The sequence below is a fragment of the Lachnoclostridium sp. genome (assembly GCF_031997925.1).
Taxonomy (GTDB): Bacteria; Bacillota; Clostridia; order Lachnospirales; family Lachnospiraceae; genus Lachnoclostridium.
Genome location: NZ_DAMADT010000001.1, coordinates 291,164 through 312,860, shown reverse-complemented (window position 1 = coordinate 312,860; position 21,697 = coordinate 291,164). Strand labels below are relative to the sequence as shown.

At 34.0% G+C, this 21,697-nt stretch carries 21 protein-coding genes; all 21 read right to left on the bottom strand.

Features of this window, described 5'->3' with window-relative positions:
- Window positions 1–6 precede the first annotated feature (6 nt).
- Window positions 7–630: an acetyltransferase gene (locus RTP52_RS01355; protein WP_312368726.1), complete on the bottom strand. Its 624-nt coding sequence runs from the start codon at window positions 628–630 to the stop codon at window positions 7–9.
- A 69-nt stretch (window positions 631–699) separates the two neighbouring features.
- Window positions 700–1,395, bottom strand: a complete 696-nt coding sequence (locus tag RTP52_RS01350) for an acylneuraminate cytidylyltransferase family protein (protein WP_312368724.1) — start codon at window positions 1,393–1,395, stop codon at window positions 700–702.
- A gap of 16 nt (window positions 1,396–1,411) precedes the next feature.
- Window positions 1,412–2,461 (bottom strand): nucleotidyltransferase family protein, encoded by a 1,050-nt coding sequence (locus tag RTP52_RS01345; RefSeq protein ID WP_312368722.1) that lies wholly within the window; start codon window positions 2,459–2,461, stop codon window positions 1,412–1,414.
- A 26-nt stretch (window positions 2,462–2,487) separates the two neighbouring features.
- On the bottom strand, window positions 2,488–3,654 hold the full coding sequence (locus RTP52_RS01340) for a LegC family aminotransferase (RefSeq protein WP_312368720.1): 1,167 nt from the start codon (window positions 3,652–3,654) through the stop codon (window positions 2,488–2,490).
- A gap of 23 nt (window positions 3,655–3,677) precedes the next feature.
- A complete protein-coding gene (locus RTP52_RS01335) occupies window positions 3,678–4,658 on the bottom strand; it encodes an NAD-dependent 4,6-dehydratase LegB (protein WP_312368791.1) in 981 nt (326 codons plus the stop codon).
- A gap of 24 nt (window positions 4,659–4,682) precedes the next feature.
- The gene (locus RTP52_RS01330) at window positions 4,683–6,512 is read right to left on the bottom strand and encodes a motility associated factor glycosyltransferase family protein (protein WP_312368718.1); all 1,830 of its coding nucleotides are present in this window, start codon (window positions 6,510–6,512) and stop codon (window positions 4,683–4,685) included.
- A gap of 20 nt (window positions 6,513–6,532) precedes the next feature.
- On the bottom strand, window positions 6,533–6,856 hold the full coding sequence (locus tag RTP52_RS01325; RefSeq protein ID WP_312368716.1) for a hypothetical protein: 324 nt from the start codon (window positions 6,854–6,856) through the stop codon (window positions 6,533–6,535).
- 323 nt (window positions 6,857–7,179) lie between these two features.
- On the bottom strand, window positions 7,180–8,004 hold the full coding sequence (locus tag RTP52_RS01320; RefSeq protein WP_312368714.1) for a flagellin N-terminal helical domain-containing protein: 825 nt from the start codon (window positions 8,002–8,004) through the stop codon (window positions 7,180–7,182).
- A gap of 165 nt (window positions 8,005–8,169) precedes the next feature.
- Entirely contained in the window at window positions 8,170–8,637 is a 468-nt protein-coding gene (locus tag RTP52_RS01315) for a hypothetical protein (RefSeq protein ID WP_312368713.1), read from the bottom strand.
- A gap of 143 nt (window positions 8,638–8,780) precedes the next feature.
- Entirely contained in the window at window positions 8,781–9,161 is a 381-nt protein-coding gene (gene fliS, locus RTP52_RS01310; RefSeq protein ID WP_312368712.1) for a flagellar export chaperone FliS, read from the bottom strand.
- Window positions 9,162–9,190: 29 nt separating this feature from the next.
- Complete coding sequence (gene fliD / locus RTP52_RS01305; RefSeq protein ID WP_312368709.1) at window positions 9,191–11,275, bottom strand: flagellar filament capping protein FliD; 2,085 nt, start codon at window positions 11,273–11,275, stop codon at window positions 9,191–9,193.
- Window positions 11,276–11,289: 14 nt separating this feature from the next.
- Window positions 11,290–11,670 carry a flagellar protein FlaG gene (locus tag RTP52_RS01300; RefSeq protein ID WP_312368707.1) on the bottom strand — a complete coding sequence of 127 codons (381 nt, stop codon included), beginning with the start codon at window positions 11,668–11,670 and terminating at the stop codon, window positions 11,290–11,292.
- Window positions 11,671–11,892: 222 nt separating this feature from the next.
- Entirely contained in the window at window positions 11,893–12,381 is a 489-nt protein-coding gene (locus RTP52_RS01295; RefSeq protein ID WP_312368705.1) for a hypothetical protein, read from the bottom strand.
- A gap of 320 nt (window positions 12,382–12,701) precedes the next feature.
- A complete protein-coding gene (gene csrA / locus RTP52_RS01290) occupies window positions 12,702–12,920 on the bottom strand; it encodes a carbon storage regulator CsrA (RefSeq protein WP_012198339.1) in 219 nt (72 codons plus the stop codon).
- Complete coding sequence (fliW, locus tag RTP52_RS01285; protein WP_312368703.1) at window positions 12,914–13,384, bottom strand: flagellar assembly protein FliW; 471 nt, start codon at window positions 13,382–13,384, stop codon at window positions 12,914–12,916. Before fliW ends, csrA begins: the two co-directional genes overlap by 7 nt.
- Window positions 13,385–13,509: 125 nt before the next feature.
- Window positions 13,510–15,042: a flagellar hook-associated protein FlgL gene (flgL, locus tag RTP52_RS01280; RefSeq protein ID WP_312368701.1), complete on the bottom strand. Its 1,533-nt coding sequence runs from the start codon at window positions 15,040–15,042 to the stop codon at window positions 13,510–13,512.
- Window positions 15,043–15,056: 14 nt separating this feature from the next.
- Window positions 15,057–16,889, bottom strand: a complete 1,833-nt coding sequence (gene flgK, locus RTP52_RS01275) for a flagellar hook-associated protein FlgK (RefSeq protein WP_312368700.1) — start codon at window positions 16,887–16,889, stop codon at window positions 15,057–15,059.
- 19 nt (window positions 16,890–16,908) lie between these two features.
- A complete protein-coding gene (flgK, locus tag RTP52_RS01270; RefSeq protein ID WP_312368699.1) occupies window positions 16,909–18,771 on the bottom strand; it encodes a flagellar hook-associated protein FlgK in 1,863 nt (620 codons plus the stop codon).
- Between the two features lie 45 nt (window positions 18,772–18,816).
- Window positions 18,817–19,332, bottom strand: a complete 516-nt coding sequence (locus RTP52_RS01265) for a flagellar protein FlgN (RefSeq protein WP_312368696.1) — start codon at window positions 19,330–19,332, stop codon at window positions 18,817–18,819.
- 52 nt (window positions 19,333–19,384) lie between these two features.
- Window positions 19,385–19,654, bottom strand: a complete 270-nt coding sequence (flgM, locus tag RTP52_RS01260) for a flagellar biosynthesis anti-sigma factor FlgM (RefSeq protein ID WP_312106711.1) — start codon at window positions 19,652–19,654, stop codon at window positions 19,385–19,387.
- A 626-nt stretch (window positions 19,655–20,280) separates the two neighbouring features.
- Window positions 20,281–21,549 carry a diaminopimelate decarboxylase gene (locus RTP52_RS01255; RefSeq protein ID WP_312103547.1) on the bottom strand — a complete coding sequence of 423 codons (1,269 nt, stop codon included), beginning with the start codon at window positions 21,547–21,549 and terminating at the stop codon, window positions 20,281–20,283.
- Window positions 21,550–21,697: the final 148 nt, after the last annotated feature.

The window sequence follows — 21,697 nt, the reverse complement described above, 5'->3', positions numbered from 1 at the left end:
CCTGGTTTATTTCACAATCCCATAAACACATGTATTTGGCCGTACAGAGCCAATCACGGTACTTCCTGCCCCAATAACGGAGTTTTCTCCAACTGTAATTCCATGTATAATATTGGTACCTGCTCCAACGAAAGCATGATTCTCCACTTTAACATTTCCACACAGTACACATCCTACAGCAATATGAGCAAAATCCCCAACCTCACAGTCATGCTCAATCAAAGCTCCCGTATTTACTATAGCCATAGTACCAAGGATTGCATTTGAATTAATTATAGCGGCTTTACCAATCACTGTTCCCTCACCAATGATAACATCTCTTGCTATAATTGCAGTCTTATCTATAATCACCGGCAATTTGAATCCGATGAATTTTAACATTTCATATATATGATCTCTCACTTTGGAGTTTCCTAGATATCCAACAGCAATAACTGCACTTTTTATTCCACTTTGAAAGATCATAGGTAATAGCGCATCAGTTCCAAGAACCGGATAACCTCTATACATGAAACCTTCTGATTCTTCATTTGTAATAAAACCTGCGACTTCATAACTTTCCTGTTGTTCTATCATATCAATAATACTTTTCGCATGTCCACCACAACCAAGTACAACCACTTTTTCCATATCTATCTTATCTCCAATATATCTGTTTAATGTTCGCTTCAAAAGCGTTTCTAATGGTATTACTAGGAACTAGTCTTCGTAACGCTCTTTTAATATAGCCTCTGCCATACGAAAATCATAGATATCATCGATATCAATAGAATGTTCCTTTTTCATTACATAGGCATAACAATTTTCATTATATAATTCACTTACTCTGTCAACCAGTTCTGTCTTTAGTAAATATATTGCACCATTTAGCCTATAGAATTTTTGCAACTCCTGCCTCGGTTTATTAGATAGTTCTGTTTTCAAAAAATAGTTCATACATAAGTTCTCCGGCAATGTATTACACCATAGCGGGGAATGCTCTGTTTCACATACTGATACAACTGCATCTGCATCTTTTTCTTTAAACAACTCAAATGAGACTATAATATCATTCATTGTTCTGAGTGGTGATGTTGGCTGTAGTAGCATTACAGTATCAAAGATTACACCCTTTTGTTTGTATTCTTCTAATATGTATTTTACTACATCCCAGGTAGATGTCCGATCCTCAGATAAATCTTTTGGACGAAGGCTTGGAACACTAGCCCCATAAGCCCTTGATATACTGGCGTACTCCTCAGAATCTGTTGAAACATAAACAATATCAAACTGCTTGCTTTGAATAGCAGCATGGATTGTATAAGAAAGTAACGGTTTCCCCTCTAGTAATTTAATATTCTTATCTTTTAAACCCTTAGAGCCACTGCGGGCAGGAATGATTGCAATAGAATTCATAATATCCCCTTATTTCTTAGTATTGTAATTCAAGTCTGTTTCTCATTTTCTCTAACTCGTCCAATTGCCCCATATCCATCCATGAACACTCACTTATTGGATAGACACCAACTTTTTTCCCTTCCTTCTTTAAGCGTTCTAAGATATCAGGAAAACCGATAGGGGTATCATGTTCTAGATACTCCAATACTTCGGGCTCAACAACATAACAACCTGTATTTGTAAAGAAAGTAAGATTTGGTTTTTCGCGTATATTAGCAATATCTCCGTTTTCACCAATATCAATAACACCATAAGGAATTGTAAAATTTTTTAAGGAGCATATCATAGTGATCATATTTCCTTCATTTTTATGAAGCTCATATATCTTCGCAATATCTTCCTCGATTAGGGTATCACAGTTGGATAAAAAGAAAGTCTCCTTCAATTTTCCCTTCATAAGGCTTAATCCACCACCTGTACCGAGCGGTTTATTCTCATCAATAAATTCTAATTCATACTTTTTTTCTATTTCATTAAAATATGCCTTAATCATATTTTTCTTATGATTCACTATCATAAAGAAACGGTGGCATCCATAATTGCAGAACTTATTAATAATAATTTCTGCAATTGGATTCTCCCCAACTGGAATCAATGGTTTTGGAAGTACTTTAGTATATGGATAAAGCCTTGTACCTAATCCACCCGCCATCATCACTATTGGAATGTCCACTTTATCCTTTGTTGTCACTATAATGCTACTATCAAGTAAAGAAATAGATGCAATTTCCATGGACTCATTTACAATAGGAACTGCTTCTATATGATGTTGTTTCATGAATACAGTTGCTCTTCGTCGATTTTGTACCTCTAAATACTTCGGTTGATAATTGGCTGCCTCACTAACCCGTGCCGTTAGCTCTTTTCCAGTTAAGATATATCTTCTGATATCACCATCTGTGAGCGCTGCTTCAAGCTTACCATTAGATTGTAAAAAAAGTACCTTTGTTCCATTCTTGTCGAGACGTTCCATTGCTTCTAGTATCGTCATCGTTTCTGTTATTATCATCTCACTTAGCTTCATAGCACACCTCTTACTTCCTGTGTATATTAAGAAACAATTGATTTAACCTCTAAAATCACTCGTTCTACATCCTCAGCCTGTAAATTACTGCTGCATGGAATATTCACAATATGATCTATATAAAATTTTGAACATTTTATTTGATATGTTTTGGCTCCCTCATATGGAAGTTGCTCATGAATCAGTCCCCAGATAGGCCTTGTTTGTATTTTTCTCTTTGCCAGTTCATGAATTAATGTATCTCTTGCTTCCTTTCCTTCTTTACAAAGAAGGGCATAAAACCAGCAATTCCACCTGATATTCTCACGAGCCTTTAATATCTTTATCTTACCTGAATTAGAAAAAGCCTCACAGTATAAATTATAATTATTTGCTTTAATAGTTATAAATTTTTCTAATTGTTCTATCTGTGCCAAACCTAATGCTGCCTGAAGATTTGTCATTCGATAATTATAGCCAATCTCATCATGGGTATAATATAGCTCATCCGATTTTGCTTGTGTTGTAAGATGTTTTGCCCTCTCTAAATATTCAGTATGACGAGAAACAATCATACCACCTCCACCAGTTGTAATAATTTTATTTCCATTGAATGAATAAACACCAACATCACCAATAGTTCCAGCATAACATCCTTTATATTTTCCTTCTGTATAATAAGTTCCTAAAGCTTCGGTTGCATCTTCTACCACTTTTAATTGATAGTCTGATGCTACCTCTATAATAGCTTCCATATCGGCCATATTTCCAAAGACATGAACGACAACAACTACTTTAATACAACGTCCCGTCTGACGCTCAATTAATTTCCCATTGTCGTAGTTACATTCTTCTTCACAAAATCTGCGAAGTTTTTTAGCATCCATACATAGGGAATCATCACAATCCATAAAAATTGGCTCAGCTCCAATATAACGAATAGGGTTTACTGCTGCAATAAAAGTTAAGGTTGGGACGATTACCCCATCCTCTCTATTTACTCCTGCTAATAATAGTGCAACATGGAGACCTGAGGTACCATTTTGGCAAGATACTGCCCCCTTCACCCCCACATAGCTAGCTATTCTGTTTTCAAATTCATTTACATAGGGTCCACCTGTAGATACCCATTCTGTTTGTACCGCATTTGTGACATAGGCAAGTTCATTTCCTTTTAAATTTGGTACAGAAAGTGGGATAAATGATTCTGACATCCTTCTCTCTTCTCCTTATCTTCTCACAGATTATAAATATCAACCTTGTATTTATCTAGATTATGTTTAAAAAATTCTATTGTCTCAGAAAGACCTTCTTCAAATGTATAGTTAGGTTTCCAACTTGTTAAACTTTTAATTTTTTGATTACTTCCTAGCAAACGATTTACTTCACTTTTTTCTGGTCTTAATCTTTGTTCTTCTGTAATAATTCGTGCTGATGGCCTAATCTGACGTATCAACTCATTTGCTAATTGTTCTATAGAGATTTCTTGCTGTGTAGCAATATTAATTTCCTCTCCTATCGTTCTGTCTGATTTATAAATCTCAATAAATCCATTTACTGTATCCTTTACATAATTAAAGTCACGGGTTGGTGTTAATGACCCTAATTTTATTTCATTCTTTCCAGCCAATAACTGTGTAATAATTGTTGGAATCACAGCACGTGCAGACTGTCTTGGTCCATAGGTGTTAAATGGACGAACAATGCTTACTGGTAGCTGAAAGGAACGATAAAACGACTCGGCAAGACGATCTGCTCCTATTTTTGTTGCAGAGTAAGGTGATTGCCCTTGGAATGGATGTAACTCATCAATTGGTACGTACTGTGCTGTTCCATAAACCTCTGAAGTAGAGGTCACTAATACACGTTCTGTATTACAATCTCTCGCCGCTTGCAATACGTTTAAAGTCCCCTTAATATTTGTATCAACATACGTATCTGGTGAATGATAACTAAATGGTATTGCGATTAATGCAGCAAGATGAAATACCGCATCTAAACCATCTACTGCTTGTCTCACGCCATTAGGATCTCTAATATCACCTTGAAAAATTTCTATAGACTCTAAGATATCCTTTGGCAGAGTATCAAGCCATCCCCATGTATTAAAGGAGTTATAGTATACAAATGCCTTAACTTCATACCCTTTCTTTACTAGCTCCTCTGTCAAATGACTTCCTATGAATCCATCGGATCCTGTAACTAAAATTTTTTTCATCATGGTGCTAATACAATTCCTGTATTAATCCTCCTGTATTATTTCTAACTGTTTTTCAAATCTTGCTTTCATTTCTTTTACCATATCAAGCATTTCATGATAGACTTCCTCATAAATACTAAATACTTGTAGGTAAACTTCAAATTCATCATCTGGATTTATGTTAAGTTCCTTATGCTTTGCAGTAGCTGTTTTGAATATAACCAAATCAATCAAAGAATAGATACTTAAACTCTTTAAATATTCATTTGTCTCAAGTATTCTCTGTTTATTAAGGTTTAAAATTTCTTTATCTAATTGCTTTAGGCCTAAAATTTCTTTACATCTTTGACAGATATCAATTATTTCTTCTGATTTTTCTATTAGTGTATTACACTCGTAAATACTCTGCATTACATAATCATATAATATGTGAGCTTTTTCCTTTGACCAAAATATAGGTATGTTGTTCAACATTTCCTCAAAGTCAATACTTACATTACAATACTTTTCTATCGTATTATGTAAAGTCATTACTTTTGTTCCATGAATTAGGGCACCACCTTCTGTAGCATCAATAACATTTATTTCTTTATCAAGGGTCTTAATTTTATTCTCGAACCAAATTTGAAAGCTTTCCCAATCAAATCTAGTCTTTACAAGTTTCCCATTTACACCTTCTACATATCTTTCTTCATTAAAACCAACCTGTTCAATCTCACCACCAGTATGACTGATTTCACCCTTGTATGCAAGATCTTGGCCTACTAAAATGATATTTTTCAATCCCAAATATAAACATATAGAGAAAGCAGTCGTTGCAACTGAATATCCCGTGTTTAAAACAGGAATATCACTTCCTAGTTTTTTAAATAATTTACCTATATATTCATAACATGAGGCAAGAAAAATTTTACCTTGATGTTTTTCTAATGCTTCTTGTTTTGCGTGCGCCGGGCATATCAAAGGTAACTCTTTACTTATAGGATTTTCAAAACATGCATCTGCTTTATCTGGATCTACCGTTACTATAAAATCTGGTATAATATCATTTTTAAATAATGTTGGTAATGCACGATCCGTAGCAAAAAGAATAGCCTTCCCTTTTGCATGTTTTAATTCTAAAACATTTTCGTCTAGAGAAGGACCTGCAGCAATTATAATTCCTGGAATATCTCCTGTCAAAATATGTTTCCATACTTCTAATGAATTCATTTTAGGTAAACAATGAAGGCTATCAAGCATATTAAAAACGAACTTTTTCCCAAAATAGGCAGATGTGTTTTTAGATATTATTACTATTTCATTGCTTTTTCGTATTGTTTCTTGAAATTCTTTAGCTTCTATCGGAAATGCCTTTGTGTATCCTGGATGCGAACAATATATCTGGTCACTAATGTTCTCCCAATTAACTGTTAAACCAAAAAACTCACTCCATTTATCATTATTAATACCCATAATGGCTATCATCACTCGTGGATTAGATATTAAATCGGTTAAATCATAATTTTGTAAAGCACATAAAAAAATTTCTTTAGAAGGTTCAATTATAATAATAAAATCACTTTTTCCCATATTACTTGCGATAGCTTTAGCAATATATCCGTTACCTAAACCATACATTGATGTTACAATGCTTTCCTTATTATATTTAAATTGACTAACCCAAAACATTGCCTGCTGTGACGGGCTATAAGTACTATTCAATCTATATTTATCTCCGTCCTTCTCTATCGCTATACAGGTATCTCCATCTAAAGTTAATTCTGTATATACTTTAAGATCTTGGTTTAGTTCAATATCATCACTAAATAAAATATCCAAATTTAAATTTCTATTAATAATAGCTTTTTTATTTTCCAGAAAAAAATTCATAAAATCCTCCAACTCAATATTTATTCCATGTTACTAATATAAGCAGAAAAATCTCTTAATTGTGAAGAGACCTCATAATATAAAATATCTGCTAATAAAACTGCATCTTTCTGCTCTAATGCTTTTACTGATAAAGCTAATTTTTCTAGGAATAATGTCTCATCGAATGGTAATTCACTATTACTTTCTTTCATTTGAAAAATAAGGGTTACAATATTGGTCATTTCTCCAATATTTTTTGTAAATTCTACATAACCCTCATGTTCTTTATCCTGATAAAGTTTTAATGAAATAAAATCTAACTTATCTATTAAATTTTCTAAAACTATTATTAACTCTTTCATCTTTTCTCCAATATACTAAACATATTTTATTCTTATAAAAGTTTACTCAATAAACGGTAACTACTAATTATATCGGATTATACCACAGTTTCTTTATACAAATCTAAAAATTCTAAATAATTTTGATAACTTTTGGTTATATAAAATACAACTCAAAGTAACATGTGATACCACATTATCGGTATATATAAGAAAAGCTGATTAAATCTCTCTTTTTCTAATGTTCAATCCAATTGATGAGGTTCCATTTTGAATTAATATTGAGTTATAAAATTTAACAAAAAAAAAGTTGTCACATAAATGTGACAACTTTTTACGATGAATTATCTTAATAAAGATAAAACTCCCTGTGATGATTGATTAGCCTGTGCAAGCATAGACTGAGCAGCCTGCTGAAGGATATTATCCTTAGAGTATTTAACCATTTCTTTTGCCATATTTACATCACGAATACGGGACTCTGCAGCCTGTAAATTCTCAGATGTATTATCTGCATTTGCAATAGTATGCTCTAATCTGTTTTGTAAAGCACCAAGAGCGGAACGTGTAGTAGATACCTGCTCTAATGCGTTATTAACTACATCAATATTATCTGAAATACTAGCAGCTCCTCCTGCAGAAATTATACCAGCAACAGCATCAATACCAACAGCTGATGCATTAATAGAGTTAATGGAGAAGTTAATTGTCTGTCCTGCATTAGCTCCAACCTGAAGTTGTTTATCCGAGAAACCACCAGTAAATAACTTCTGAGTATTGAACTCTGTCTGATCGCCAATACGTGTGATTTCGTCTGCAAGTGCATTAATTTCCTTAGCAATTGCGGAACGATCAGCTGTAACGTTAGTATCGTTAGATGCTTGAACTGTTAATTCTCTCATTCTCTGAAGAACAGAATGAACTTCATTTAAAGCGCCTTCTGCTGTCTGAATTAAAGAAATACCATCTTGAGCGTTTGTAGAACCCTGATCAAGACCACGAATCTGTCCACGCATTTTTTCAGAAATAGAAAGACCAGCTGCATCATCACCAGCACGGTTAATTCTGTAACCAGAAGATAACTTCTCACTGGATTTTGCTAAATTTCCTGTTGTAATACCTAACTGTCTGTTAGTATTAGCGGATGTCATATTGTGTTGAATAATCATATTTTTTTCCTCCTTGAATTTTCAGCAGCATCCATGCCACTGATTTTTTTAACGTCTATTAGTAAAAGCATTTGCTTTACTTACTCTATATATCGAATAAAAAGGTAATAAAGTTAATAGCATTATTTTATATTTTTTCTTAATTTTTTTAACCTTTATACTTGTTTATTTTCTTTTATCCATAAAATAAGAATCTTCTAATTGCCCCCCGATCATATTCTTATAGTAATTTGAAGTCATCTGATTTTTTATTCGAAAGTTCTTAATCTTATCCCTCTCTTTTCGCACATAAGTTTCAAAATTATCTTTACTTTTTTCCTCTAAAGTTTGTATTTCTTTACTAAGTGAGATTACTTCCTGATTTACCAAATTGATTTGCTGTTTAATATCTTTATAAATCCTATCAGAGTCAGCTTCACCTGCTTGTATAAATTCTTCATTTTCTTGAATTAACTTAGAAAGCGCTAATATCAAATCATCTTTTTCTTCAATATATTCTTCAAATATTTCCAAGTCACTTTCTTTATTAAACGTAATCTTTTCTTGTTCTTTGACTACGTATAAAATTTTTTGTAAACACTCCCTTTTTCTATTTAGCATATCTTTTAGTCTAAGAAGTATTTCCTCGCTCATTAAGCCGCCTCCTCATTGTATAGCAGATCAACATACTTATAAAACAAGAAAAAGCATGATTTACGAACTTTTCTTGTCATGAATAACCATAGCCGTTGTTATAAAGAGAGCTTAATCTCATTATCACAACGGCTCTATGATGTTTACTGAACATATATATTATTTTTTTTCATAACTTCTTTCCACGTATCCCTCATTTGACGAATGTAGTCAAGTCCTTCTTCTAACATCTCAGTATCCTTCTTAATATTAGCATCAACTAATCTACGATTAATGTAATCATAAACAGTTTCAAATTCTCTTGCTATCGGATACTTATAATCCAAGGTAGATCGAAGCTCAGTAATAATTCGTTGAGCTTTTAGCAAATTTTCATTAACTTTTGCAATATCATCTTGTTCTAATCCATACATTGCCTTATTACAAAACTTAATTGCCCCTTCAAACAGCATTAACGTCAACTCTGCTGGTGATGCAGTATTTATCTTAGTTCCTTGATATATACTAGCTGCATTTTGAGCCATATTAAAATCCTCCTACTTATCCATATCTTTTATAAGCCTAACATACTAGCTAACTGGCTAGACTGAGAATTTAGTTTACTCATAGCAGATTCCATTGCAGAGAACTGCTTATAGTAACGATTTTCCATCTCTTTTAATTTCTTCTCTAATGTTGCTATATCCTTTTTGTAACTGCTTTCCAATTTATCCATTTCTTTATCGTTATAGATAGTCAGCGCGCTACTTAACGAAGTACTTTTCATCTTATTCGAAATGTCTTGATAAAGATTATCCGCTAATTTCGAAAGTACCTGCATTACCTCATCAGGATTATCTGTCAATGCTTTTTTTAGTTTGTCAGTATCACCCGCGTATAATGGATCTTCACTATCCCCAGCTATATGCAAAAGGCCTTTTTCTGTGTAAATTCCAGTTACTATTCCAAACGTTGATAATGATAAACTCTTACCATTCACAGTAACGCTTCCAGACATATTATTTCTCATCGATGTAAGTACAGAACTTAACTTATCATCACGACGTAGTAAGGATTCTTTAATTTTTTGTTCCCATTTTTCAATCTGGCTGTCTGTCATGGCCTCTTTTTCGTCATCTGTTAATGGGTTAAAGCCCCTTGATGAATTTGCATTATATAAAGTATTCATCTCTTGTAAGAGTTCATTGTACCCTTTAACAAAATCACGAACCATATCATAAACGCCGTCAATATCATTCGATACGGTTAAGGATACAGTTTCAGAACCTACTGTTTCTCCATGTAATTCAAATGTTAAACCATTCACAGTTACTTGGTTTGAACTTCCTTCGAGTTCGGCACCATTATAAACGATCTTACTGTTTTTAGAGGCAACTTCTGTAGATTTTACTATAACGTCATTATTATTTTCATCTTTATACGTAAATGTACCTAACCCTATTTTAGCTAATGCTCCAATTGGTTCATCTTCCACAACATTAGTCACTTTAGCATCATCTATATTAGTCTTTATTTCTTCTTTTTTTTGATAATATGGATTTGTAGCTTTTTCATCTACATAATTATCCTCATCAGACAAAATCTTTTGATATTCACTCTGATAATACTTTACTAATTTCGCTTTTTCCGCTGCGACAGCGTTTTTTATGGCATCTTGTTTCTTATCTTTAACGATATCATCATTAGCGTTTATTTCTTCTTCTATTTCTTTTACACTTTTAACATCTGCTGCTTTCAATCTATTAAGAATCTTCTCATCCACGATATCCTCGCTAGTCATGTCATACTCAGCTCGTAAATCACTGGAGACCTTTGTTACCATGAATTCATTCAACTTATTCTTAGCAGCCTCAAGATTTTTTTCATCTTCTTTTGTTTCTGTCTTACCATTTAACTTCAAATAAGTATCAATGGCTTTATCCATTTCAAATCTAGCTGTACCTGTTGTCATGCCTTCATAGTACCCTAGTGATTCTCTCAGATTTTTCCTTGCATCTGTTATCCCAACCGTCTTTGTTGTTATTGAGAATGTATTTTCCGCTCCGCTTTGCTTGGAACTTATAAACAATTTTTTTTGTGTATTATCAAAGCTTGCATTCAAACCAGCACTACTACAAGCTTGTGTAAAATCGTTTAATGTTGTATCCTTATTTACGTAAAGTTCTGTAACTTTACCGCCAACATTTATTTTTATTACTATCTCTTCATCTGGTCTTTCAACATCTTCAACACCGAAATTGAGCTCTCTTAATGTAGTCTTCCCAGTTACATCCTTAATTTTAGTTGCTGCTTCATCTAATTTAAAACCGGTTAAATACTGTGCACTCGCCAGCTGCTCCACCTGTACATTATGAGAACCGGTAGGTGCTCCTTGACCTGCCTTTACCGTAACCTTACTCTCATTGGACGAGGTGGCTTTTTTCATTTCAAAGCTACCTTGTGTTTTTAACTTTGATAATGGACCTGTATAAAACTTATAAATCTTAGAGTTCGTGTCTTTCCAGATATCTTTAGTCCATTGTAATTTTGTAAGTTTATTTTCAACCTTTGTTTTTTTTAATCCTTGAGCTTTCATTAGCTCTTTTACCATAGAGTCCGTATCCATGTTAGATACTAATCCTGATAAACGCATTGGCATATTCTTGTCCCTCCTTATCTCTTTTCATCTACAAGTAACCCAGCCATCTCCCACATCTTTTCTATCATATCAAGAACCTTCTCTGGTGGAACCTCACGAAGTATTTCATCTGTTTGCTCATCTATTATCTTAATCGATATGCTCTTTGTAGGCTCATGGTAAGAAAACTCACATCTTGTTTGTGTATGTTTCATTGCCTGATTGGCTTTATCTACAGCTGACTTAATTTGTTGCTCATTTGTTTGATTATTCGGCTTGTTCGGCATATCCATGCCTTCCGCTGATGTTTTTCTCTGAATTGGTGATACTGCTGCAGTTCCCGTTTTCCCTGTCGTTGGGGTTGCTACCGGTGACACTGCGTTATTTGCTATTCCATTTATGGATTTCATCTCCATAACTCCACCTCCATGTGAATTATATAAATATCCTTTTTTATGCAAATATACTTTGTCTTATGTATATATCGTCACCTTTTCATTTTAGTAAAGAGTTATTAAAAAAAAATCCATGAAACCTTATAGATCAACCGCAAACGCACAGATATCAACACACCTTTTACGAAAAAACACTTTAGGTAATTACACACTTTCAAATCTACATCTTATAAAATTACAAAATTACTTCTTTTGATCTAACCAAGCCTTATTATCTTTTAAATTATGAATCGCTCTATAGTACTCTGCAACAGATTTACTACTCTTTTTCGTATTTACAGCTTCTCTTCCCCTGGTTGTAGATATAAGCTCTAATTTCATTTTATTATGCTGTTCTAAACCTCTTAGAGTAACCCCAAGCTCAACAACGATTGGAATCATCTCTTGCATTTTTTTGATTTCTAAAGCGTAATCAGTTTCAACATTTGAGACATAGCCTTTCACTTTATGAAACAATGATTCAAATTGCATATCCAAATCATTAATTTCTTTTATTAATGCTTCTTTATTTGATACTTCTGATTTAAATTCCTCTAAATTCGGAGGTTGAGCTTCCAACGCTATCTTTTGCTTTTTTGTTATTGATATAAGATTAATTAGTACTTGTTCCTTTTTTTCTAAACTAATAATCAACGCGCATAAATAAGTCTTAATTGTTTCATTCTTTTCCACGCAATACCTCAATTCTAGCGCTTTCACGCCTTTTTATAATGATAGCAATTTTATTCTCCAATATAAATTATTGATTTAATATTTTTTAGTCTGTCAATTACTTTTGTAACAAAACGGGGCTATGACTGGTACTAACCTTACCGTCAAAGCCCCTCCCATATATTAAGTATCCTATTATCCTAATCCTATTTAATAAGCCATGTAAATAAACTAAAATTACATAAACTTTCAATAATTAAAAGCATGCTTCTCGAACTTTTAAATTGCAATGAATAAGATAAAGCACTTCTAATACTCTCTCTCTTTTAATGAATAACTTGCTAAAATAACTTACTTATTGCTTCTAAGGAAACGCCTCCGTCAATAGCCTCTTTATTAGATTCTTGAATCTGAAGGTAAATTTCCTTTCGATAAATCGGAACCGATTTTGGTGCTTTAATTCCTATTTTTACTTGATCACCCTTAATTTCTAGGATGGTGATTTCAATATCATTGCCAAGCATGATGGATTCGTTTAATTTTCTTGATAAAGCTAGCATTCTCCATCCTCCTTCTTGGCCCTATTTTGAAATTTTTCAAATACAGGATACTTAACTACAAACATAGGGTCTTCTATTACAACCTGACAGCCCTTCTTATTTTCAGTATTAATTATAATCGGAGCTTTCAAATTTGTAGTCATTTTAGTTAAGTCGGAAGGTACTGTTAATGTTAAGAAAACAACGATATTTTCCTCTTTGATGTCACCTAAAGACACCAACAATTCATCCTCTATTACTGGATTATATTCATCAATAACATGGCTAGGTTGAATGATAGGTAACGCAAGAGATACCTCATCTATACTTTGTAACCAGGAGATTACGCTACTATTCTCGTCTTCTCCATTGTATAGAATGGTATATCGTTTGCAATTCTCAAATCCAAATATCCCGTGATCAAAGGTTAAAATTTTATCTTCTTCTAACTCTATTTCACCAAAGTGTTTTGTTGCTATTACCATAAGTACACTTCCTTTCTGCCATTACAACTATAGGAAATCCAATAACGAATTCTTAAGAATGTGCTACTACTTCGTTCTATATGAAGTCTAATAATGAATTCTTAAGAATGAGCTGCTACTTCATTCTATATGAAGTCTAATAATGAATTCTTTACAATCTTAGCAGCAGCAGCTAAAGAAGAATTATATACAGTTTCCTGTGATTTCATTTTAATTATCGTATCTACAATGTCTGCATCCTCATTCTTTGAGAGTAAATCCTCAAAGTCAACTTGCTCCATCGATAAACGACTTTCTGTAAGCTGTATTCTAAGGGATCGGCTACCTAGATCAGAAACTGCAACATTGATAATGTTTTGCTGTCCTTTTATTTCTGTGAGGGCACTTCCAAATGTTTTTTGCATTACCTCATCTTTTAAAGTCTTCTCAGTCGTTAATACTTCTAAAGCTTGATTTAATGTGGATTTTTGCTCTTCTGTAACATTTCCGCTTTCTAACATCTTTTTTACTTCAGAGATCTTTTTATCAACTTCAATAACATTGTTTACCGCAAAAATAATATCATCAATAGTTCTTCCTATGGTGTGGGTGATTGCGTCACTTCCTTGCGTATTTACCACCATCGATTGACTAAAGTTTATCTCATAACGGATTTCCTGATTCTGTTTTGTAAAGGTACGTTCAACCAGATCATCGCTTGTTAAATCAGTTTGTACGCAATCAAAATAATGCTCTGGTTTTAAATCATTCTTCATAAATGAATTCTTCTCGTAGGAAACCTTAATATCAGCTTTATCACGGAAATCTTGATATACATCCTCCGGTAAAATCAATTCTCCGGTATCAGCTAGAAAGTAAATCGTTCCATCTGGCGGAATATACGCGTCCTCATCTGTGGACAACCTCGATTCGATAATTCCACCATATTCAGTATACGTTCTATTTCCATCACCGTCAAGAATCACTTTACCATCGGAATCTTGATCAGCAATCTCGATCTTTAATTGTCCATCATCCAAATTTTTGAGATTATTATATGCCAATCTTAAGCGGTGTGCAGTAATATAATTCGGTTTTTCATCAAAACTAGTATCCAAAGGTGCATTTGGATTATAAGAGGATAACTCGAAGGAATTAACCGCTTTTTGAACTACATCTAAGTTAGTTCCGCTTAATCTCTCTGTTAGCAAATAATTATAGTTTGATGTATTTTCAGAAAAAACTAAGCTAGAATCCGTCTTATAGCCACTAAAAACATACCTTCCTGCATAGTTTGTATTGCCTTCCTGATAAATTTGATCCTTTAATTGATTTAAATTAACTGCAAGGCTATTTCTATCCTCTTCCGTTAAGGTATCGTTAGCACCATCCACGCAATATGTGTGTACCTTCGTTAGAATCTCATTAATACCACGTAAAGAACTTTCTGTCAAATCCATCCATGATAGGGCATCCGGAATATTCTTCTCATAATATTGATTTAATTCAGTAAGATTGGTACGAAGTTTTAATGCACGTACTGCAATAATAGGATCCTCCGAAGGACGCTGTATCTTCTTACCGGTGGAGTATTGTTGTTCTGTTTTGGACAAACTGTTTTTATTATTGTTAATATTATAAAGAACATTGTTTGTCATCATTTTATTTGTAATTCTCATGCTCTACCTCCGTACTATGCGCCCATATAATTGATGAGTCTATCATAAATCTGGTCCATAACAGAAATTACCTTAGCAGATAAGTTATAAGCTTTTTGGTAACGCACCAAGCCCATAGCCTCTTCTTCTTGATCTACACCGCTGATGGATAATCGCTGATTCTGAACTGCTGATAAAATATTCTTTTGGTTCTCCGCAAAGTTACCTGCCTGTTTCGCATCAATACCAATCTCTGCTACTAGAGTTTGGAAAAATTGTGCTGGTTTTCCTTGACCAAACATTCTAACGTCATCTTTTAATGCTAATAACTTCTCAATATTATCAGCATTGGCAACACCATTTTCTATCGAGGATGCCGCAGCTAACTTTTTAGGATCTGTATAAACTGCCTTTGTAACCCCGAAGGTATCTGCAGTGAGCAAATAATATGACGCAAAATTTGGTTCATCAACATAATCTCCAGCATAAGCCCCTGTTTTTGAGGTAAACAAATATCCATTTCCTTCATCTGACGGTGATTTATCAAAGATAAAGTTTTTACCTGTAACACCATTAAAGAAATCTAAGCCTTGTTCTCCATTTAAATCCTGTCCTGATTTATGCACATCATTAAATGCTTTACCATAGGTTCTGGCAAATTTATTAAGCTGTGCCATATAGTAAGGGATTCCTTTATAATCAATTTGTTTTCCTATATGGGCAGTTTCTTCATTCACATCTACTTTAATTTCTTCATCAAGGGAAAATTCGTATATAAACTCTCCCGTGGTATCATCCTTTGTAACAGCAAAACCATTATAATGGTACTCTCTATTACCTATTGTAATAATACCATTGGTTGCAATATTTAAATCTTCTACATTATTTTTATTTGTTGAAGTTACTGTAATCGTTGTATCACCAGCACTTGCTGTTACTTTACCCTGATAACCTTCCTTATTGTTACCATCACGTACTTGAAGCAATGCTTTGAGCGTTCCACCCATGGTTGGGCTATTTAGATCTACAGGTTGTCCATTACTCCAGCAAACATTAAATAGTCCCTTCGCATCCAACTGATTTACTTTAGTATCTCTTGGTACGACTTTTAATTGGCTCGCCTCATAGGTGTCAACCAATGTCTGACCATCTAATTTAACGGTATAGCTCGTAACTCCGACATCATCTCCAACAATTCGCTCAGAAACACTTACCGTTGCAAAACCGGATAGCTCCTCCACCATTAAGGCACGTTGATCCCTAAGATCATTCGCGGTACCTCCATTAACTTCGATCGTATTAATTTGCTTTGTAACAATAGCAACCTGTTGTGCCAAAGAGTTTACTCGCTCTACTTGATTTTTAATTTCAAAATTACATTCTTCCTGTAAACGACCTAAGCTTGTTGAAAGTGAATTCACATAATCACAAGTACTTTGAGCCATATTTGTAACCTGAGTACGAACGGTAAGGTCCTCTGGTTGCTTACTCAATTCCTGAAGGCTATTGTACATATTATCAAAATTAGTCAAAAAGCCTTCCAACTTTACTTCATTAAAATAATTCTCAATGGAGGTTAAATAATACTCTTTGGTGGTGTACGCTCCATACATCGTGTTATTCTTCATAAATTTCAAATCATAGTACTCGTCACGTATCTGGCTTACTCCCTTGATATCAACACCAGTACCAACCATACCATAGGAACTATTTACTCGAAGAGCTGTTCCAGCCTGTTGTTTTGCCACTTGTCTTGAGAAACCCTCAGTTTCAATATTTGCTATGTTATGAGCAGTGGTATTTAAACCAGCCTGCGAAGCATACAATCCGCTATTTCCTATGGAAAGTCCAAAAAATGTAGATGGCATTTACTCACCTCTCCCTTGTTTATATTCTCGTCACAATATGCTCAAGCATTTGATCTATTACATTTATATATCTAGCAGCTGCGTTATACGCATGTTGGAATTTAATTAAGCTTGTAAGTTCATCATCTGAGGCTACGCCAAGAACTGATTGACGCTGATTGTCAATGCTTGTTACCATACCTTCCTGGCTCTTAACAATGGTATGATAGCGCTCACCAGTAGTCGCAATACCTCCGATTAATGCATTGTAATAATCATTAATATTTGATTTTGTCAATGTATTTGGAGAAAGAGTTGCAAATGGTTCCTGCCATGCTTTTAATAATTTCTCAGTAGTCTTAATGTCATAATCTCCAGTATTCGAATTCTGGCTTAATGGCATCTTTGACTTGTCCTCGATCAACTCTTGATTTACTACCAGTTCACCAACGGTATACAAGGAATAATTATTTGCCTCATCTTCCTCATTGTAAATCCTAGCAAGAATGGTATCCCCATTAGCCAAAGTAATCTCTTGATAATCTGTATATCGAGGCATGGATTTACGACTAAATAACTCCGTTCCACCCTCACCATTTATACCAATTGGAGCATTTTCATCATCAAATACCTTAATCACCGTATCTTTATCGTACGTATACGTATCCCCATTCGAAAGTTCAACCGTAGTACCTGCTGCGATAGTTACTTCTTTGTTAGGGCATAAGATATCATTAATCTTAGTTACAATACCATGGATTAACTGATCGTACTGTGCTTGAGTTGACATTACAATGGATGGTTCTATTGTTTTGTTGTATGTCTTAACTGCCTCTTTATATTCTTTTAAAGCAAGGTTATAGGCATCTTCCTTTAAGTCACCGAACTCGTCCAAATAATTATCTTTATTAGGTGCTATCGGAATATCCGTAGCTTTTGCCACTTTTGTTCCTCTCGCTAAAATTAAGCCTTTTAAAGAACCAATATCAGAATTATCTGCTGGATTTGGTATCAAATCTCGATTGAATACTTCTACATTGCCATACGTTGGCCAAATCGGTATTAACATATCAGAATTTTCCGCCATACCAGTTGTATTAAATTCATCTGCGTCAAGCTGTCGTTGTCTGATTTGTGTTACTGTCATACTTCCCATATGATGTGTAACATCTTCTGTTACAAATGGAACTCCTTCTGCATTTACAGTAACTCTACCATCTGCATTTTCACGATATGTAATGGTAACCATTTGAGACAACTCATCTAATAATTTATTTCTTGTGTCTCTTAAGTCGTTCGCGTGTTCTACTCGATTACTTTCATAAGCACATATTCTATCATTTAAGTTCGAAATTTGATCTCCAATTTCATTAATACGAGAGATCGTATTCGTTATTTTCAAGTTTAAATTTAACTGATAGTCCCGAAGCTGTTTGAATAAATTTTCCGACCGTTCAATAAAGCTGACACTTGTTTCTACAAGTGAAGCTCTCTTTACTAAACTATCTGGTTCTTTCGCGAGTTCCTGTAAGTTATTCCAAAAGTTTGCAATGGAATCCTGAAACGCAACGCCTTCAAGCTCACCCATTAAGTTTTCAATCTCGGATACTGTTTCATATTGAGAATCATAGAACCCTCGACGTCCAAGCTCTTGTCGATATGATTTATCTAAAAAGACATCTCTAACCTGACGAACAGCAGCTGTTTCTGCTCCGAGGCCTAACTGCATTGGGGAAATATACGATTGTCCTATGGTTCGATATTGAGAAGTCTGTAATACTGTTTGCTGCCTAACATAACCTTCTGTTTCTACGTTTGCAAGATTATGTCCCGTAGTATTCAGACCATTTTGACTGACTTGTAATCCAGATACGCCTACATATAAGCTACTCATTAAGCTCATGGAATCTCACCTCTCTTTTGCATCATTTCTTTGCTATATCTCTACCTATTGCTTCGCATCAAACATCCCTGTCTGCGCAGCTGGCATCTCAAACTGAGATGCTCCTTTGGTATAATTGGTGCTCCCCGGTGACATCCTTGTACTCTGAATTAAATTCATATTGAATTCAATCATCTCTAGGGACTGTTGAATTAAAGATTTATTTTTTTTATTTAGTTCTACTAATTGATTAATTGTGTTTGTTAGAGAATCGTGGATTAATGTTAATTCTTTTTGCTCCTCTGGCTGATTCTCTAATAGTGTAATAATCGCTTTCATAGTCAGTGTTTCTGGCTTTCGATTTATTACTGTTCCTATGTTTACAATAACCTCTTCTCTCTTGCGCTCCAGAGCATTTACTTTTTCTACAGTAACTTGCTCTTCATCTGTTATCTGCTGCAAGGAAGCGAGGTCATTGTCTATAATCACTCTGGTTTTTTCCGCTGCAATCGGTATCATCTCTTGATAAAGCTGTTCCTCTGCGCGAAGCGTTGTTATTAATTCCTGTATCAGGCTTGCCAATGAATTACCTCCGATCTACCTGTAGCTTACAAGCTTCTTTCTGTGATAACCACTATTCAAAGAAGTCATTTATCATCTTGTCTGCTAATTCCTCAAGGCTAATCTCATAATTACCCGACGCAAGTTTTTTCTTTATTTCGTCTACTTTATCCTGACGTATATCCGGTGCCGAAGACACTGCTTGCTTTGCTATCTGAAAATCCTTACCCATCTGTGAGATTTCCACGCTGTCTTTTTTATTTCCATTCTGTAATTTGGATACTTTTCTTGTATCGTTTGTCTGATAAAGTTGATTAATTTTACTTAATGCATCAATACGCATACAACTCACCGCCCTAACTAATAATACTTGATATTGAAACACGTTCTTCGTTTCAATAACTTCAATCTACCTTATTTATCGGATGTTTTCTCTTTTTCTTTATACTAAGTAAGAATAATTTTATTGCTTTATTTTTATTCTATATACCTAGTTCTTTTGTAGTTTTCTTTTTTTCTTTATATAAGTAAGAATAATTTTATTACTTTATTTTTCTTTTATATGCTTAGTTTCTTTTGTAATTTTCTTATTTTACTCTATACTAAGTAAGATACATTATATTATTTATTTTCCCTAGTTTCTTTTGTATATGGTGTATACTTACATGTTGTTAACAGCTATTATATCGTACTAATATAAAGTTTACATTAGGACATATAAAGGAAATAACGGTAATTTTTAGTTTCTACCAGATAATTCGACAAGGTCTGATAGAATCTTATTTATTTTATAATTAAAAATGGTTACAAGAGTTCTGTTGTCACTTAGTCCAACAAAATTCTTGTAACCACTTATAAGATAACTTATGAGAAATTGCGTAGCTATTTCTCATAAAAGGTGCGTTTTTTCGCACCGTAAATTCGATTATCAGAACATGCTTTTTGTTTTGTTCCGATAATATATTACATTTAATCGACCTTATTTTGTTTCAAAATATCACAAAAATCAAACGTTGCAAAATAATCCTCTGGAGTTTCCGCTCTTCGAATCAATTGTACCGAATCGTTCTCCTTTAATAAGAGTTCTGCAGATTTTAGTTTACCATTATAATTATAACCCATAGCAAAACCATGAGCACCAGTATCATGAATCACAAGATAATCACCCATGTCAACCTTAGGTAACATACGATCAATAGCAAATTTATCATTATTTTCACATAAGGAACCTGCTACATCATACATGGTATCAAGTGGAGCATCCTCTTTACCAAGTACCGTTATATGATGATAAGCTCCGTACATCGCTGGTCTCATTAAGTTTACCGCACAGGCATCAACGCCTAGGTACTCTTTATAAATATGTTTTTCATGGATTGCTTTCGTTACAAGGTGGCCATATGGAGCTAGCATAAATCGTCCGAGTTCTGTAAAAATAGCAACATCACCAAGACCATTTGGTACTAAGATTTCTTCATAAGCCTTACGAACACCCTCACCAATTACCATAATATCATTTCCCTCTTCGTCTGGTAAATAAGGTATTCCTATTCCACCCGATAGGTTTATAAACGTGATATTCGCATTGGTTTCATTTTTTAGCTCCACTGCAAGTTCAAATAAAGTTCTTGCTAAGGCAGGATAATAATCATTGGTAACGGTATTACTTACTAAGAAGGAGTGGATACCAAAGTTTTTCGCACCTAACTCCATTAATTTTTTATATCCATCGATGAGCTGTTGCTTTGTAAAACCATACTTAGCATCTCCTGGATTATCCATAATACCATTGCTTACTTCATAAACACCACCTGGGTTATATCGACAACAGATGGTTTCAGGTATTCCACACTCTTCGTTTAAGAAATCAATATGGGTATAGTCATCTAAGTTGATAATAGCACCTAACTCTTTGGCCTTTGTAAATTCACCTTCTGGTGTATTATTGGAGGAAAACATAATTTCACTTCCAGTAATTCCAACAGCTTCCGTTAGCGTAAGCTCTGTCATAGAAGAACAGTCACTACCACAACCTTCTTCCTTTAAAATCTGTAGTATAAACGGATTTGGTGTTGCCTTAACTGCAAAATACTCTTTAAACCCTTTGTTCCAAGAAAATGCTTCCTTTAATCTTCTAGCATTCTCTCTAATCCCTTTTTCATCATAAATATAAAACGGTGTACTATGTGTATTAACAATTTCTTTCACTTTATCAAGCGTAACAAACGGTTCTTTCATCTATAACCTCTTTTCTGTGCATATTTAGCACCTCTTAAGCTGTTGAAAGATTTCCTAGAAGCAAACTTGTTTTCTAAATCATCTACTTGTATTACCGTCTAGAAACTACACTATTCTACAGCATATCATTGATTCTTACATTCTTCTC